Origin of the sequence: Mesorhizobium qingshengii (genome assembly GCF_900103325.1) — a bacterium.
GTDB classification, from domain to species: domain Bacteria; phylum Pseudomonadota; class Alphaproteobacteria; order Rhizobiales; family Rhizobiaceae; genus Mesorhizobium; species Mesorhizobium qingshengii.
The window spans coordinates 1-2,531 of record NZ_FMXM01000082.1 but is presented as its reverse complement, the minus strand read 5'-3'; the positions used below and the strand labels follow the sequence as shown (position 1 = coordinate 2,531).

Here is a 2,531-nt window from a genome sequence, read left to right as displayed (position 1 = left end):
TGGCCGGCTTCAAATCGGAACACCGGCCGGAATGAAATCGGAATGACTGGCCGGCTTCAAATCGGAATCGATGGCCGGCTTCGTCGGAATACGCACTTCTGGGTGCGCTTCTCGTACAAGAGGTGTTGTCAGATACCTCAAATGCGTTGAACGTGACGGTGGATCTAAGCGGACGGAGAGCGAGATGGGGCTGATAAACCTAAGTCACCGCGAGAAGCAGGCCATCGGCGCGATTAACAGCGGCGAGCTTCATGACTTGGTTAATCAGGCCATCAGTTCAGAGCACCTCGGAAAACTCAGCAGCCTACCACTCTACGACTGCGGAGAGTACGTGGCCACCAAGCTTCGGTACTTCGATCGAGCGCTTGCGGCGCATAGGACCGCGAAGTCGGCCAAGAAGCGCGAAGAGACGCTATATTTTGCTCACAAGACCGGTAGTGATCTGACTTTAGCGTTCGCCCAGATAAAGCAACGCATGGAGGTCGAGGAACGCGCGAGCCAGCTATTTTTTGTCTACGATCTGACGATGCCTCCATTTGGTCTGACCCAGAACATGCAGGTTCGCGTCAGCTACCGGTGGCGCCGGGCGACCGGGGATGAGTGGACTTCCGGGTCCATTGTCTTCAAGCACAAGGTCCGGCCCCGTTTGGACTATCATGCACTCGCTCAGCCGAAGCCTAAGCGAAAGCCGAGCGCTAGGAAGCTTGCGGAGAACCGTGAGAGTGACCTGCTTTGCGAATGGGAGCACTTTGAGCGGTTGGCTCATTGGTCAGTGCTCGACTATTTCCGGGCGGGCCGTGACGGAGCGGGCATTCCAGGTCAGTTTGAGGTTAGGCTCGGTGACGATGACCGGCTGAACAATTTCAGCGCTGATTTCTGGGGGCGCAACGTGAGCTCCTGACGACTAGTCGCCGCTTTCGCCTTCTGCTGAAAATTGGCGGGCTCCCCCAGCTGCTATGGACGATCCGGTTGTTTGCAAGAAAGAACTCACCGAGCCCGTCGCGGTCCCCATGGGTTGGAATGCGATGAACCGCCCGCAGTCGCGACCTTAGAGGGCGGGCAGTACAGCTTATATTTTAGTTGCGCACTGGCCGCTGTATACGGCAGGGACGCTCTGCAGCCTGTTCAACTTCAGCGTCTTACTGACGCACGCGTGCTTGACTTAGCCGCGCGTATAGAGCTTGAGCCGTCGCCCGATTTTGCTTCGGCGTTTCCGAATGAAACGCCTGCCCGCGTCATCATTGACCAAGGGTCGGGACCGGAAGAGATGACCGTATCGCATCCCTTGGGGGATGTTGCAAACCCGTTATCTAGCGCCCAAATCGTTCAGAAATTCAAGAATATTAGCAGAGAGAACGTTCCCCCGGGGTGGCAGGACGAGATCCTCTCGGCGATCGGAAACCTCGAAACGGTAGGCTTTTGGCCCCTTCTACCTGCGCTCTCGCGACGGGGCAACTGACGCCCCACATCCGAAACTGCAACACTCCTCGAACTGTCGTCGCAAATCGCTGCGGTTTCGAGTCCAGAATGGCCACGCCGCTGAAATTACCAATCAACTGACGCGTGTTGTGGCGCCTTGGATCTTGGACCGACATAATGCCAAGAATGCTTTGGCTTCAAAAGTCGAGTACTTACTCTCGCTCAATCTTTGCGTATGCCTCGATCTCCACCTTCTGCCAGGGCCTCAGCATCGAAGCGACCTGCACCAAGGTGCTTGCAGGCCGGATGGCGTCGAATCTCTCCAGATGGCCACGTGCGACTGCGTCGGCGTCGGAGATGTCGCGGACGTAAACGACAGTGCGCACGACCTGCTCAAGGCGAACACCGGCATCGGCAAGCGCCTTTTCGATTATGGCAAGGGCGGCTCGCGTCTGAGTATATGCATCACTCTGCTCGTGCTCAGCAGGCGCGCAGGTTCCAGATACGTGCACGTCAGTTCCGACGCGGACAGCGCGAGAGTATCCAAAGATGCTTTCATAAGCACCGCCAGAGGAAATGTTTTGGCGGGCCGCAGAAAAATTAGCCGTCATCATAAGCTCCTTCAGATGTTAAAGGTGTCACGTAGCCGATACAAAGTCTCAACGACTGGTACGGCGCGTTTGGCGATGGGGTGGAACGGGAAGGCAGGGAAACTGAGGTCATCGAAGGCAGTCGAGCTTTCGGGAACTTCCATAAGCTGCAATGCCACCTTGTGCCCAAAATAGGTGGCACGCGAGACGCCCGTCCCGCAGTAGCCGATCGCATAATGAACACCGTTGCGGGTGCGGCCGAGATGGGGGACCTCATCGTAAGTGTAACCTATGAGCCCGTCCCAGCCGTGAGTAACGGGGACACAAGAAAGCTCTGGAAAGACTGACAGAAGGTCGCGTGCGAGGTGACGATAGGCGGTCGGCGAGTGGCTCGACGTGAGCCGTCCGACCCGGCCGCCCCACATGATTGTTGATTTCCGCCGAGAACCGACCCGGGATTGGGCGGTTTTTCCATTGAGAAGTGACCCATGTTTGAACCCACCCCTGCTGGCTGATTGCAGG

General features: G+C 57.1%; 4 protein-coding genes. 2 read left to right on the top strand and 2 right to left on the bottom strand.

Going from position 1 to position 2,531, the window contains the following annotated elements; all coding sequences use genetic code 11:
- Positions 1 to 184: 184 nt before the first annotated feature.
- The gene (locus tag BLS48_RS34360; protein ID WP_091586670.1) at positions 185 to 901 is read left to right on the top strand and encodes a hypothetical protein; all 717 of its coding nucleotides are present in this window, start codon (positions 185 to 187) and stop codon (positions 899 to 901) included.
- Positions 902 to 934: 33 nt separating this feature from the next.
- The gene (locus tag BLS48_RS34355; protein WP_084791878.1) at positions 935 to 1,459 is read left to right on the top strand and encodes an MmgE/PrpD family protein; all 525 of its coding nucleotides are present in this window, start codon (positions 935 to 937) and stop codon (positions 1,457 to 1,459) included.
- 172 nt (positions 1,460 to 1,631) lie between these two features.
- Here the strand turns inward: BLS48_RS34355 and BLS48_RS34350 are convergent, their stop codons facing one another.
- Entirely contained in the window at positions 1,632 to 2,030 is a 399-nt protein-coding gene (locus BLS48_RS34350; protein ID WP_038655569.1) for a Rid family hydrolase, read from the bottom strand.
- A gap of 11 nt (positions 2,031 to 2,041) precedes the next feature.
- Positions 2,042 to 2,531, bottom strand: a 490-nt coding sequence (locus BLS48_RS34345; protein WP_143019602.1) for an FAD-dependent oxidoreductase, incomplete at its 5' end; no start/stop codon positions are given.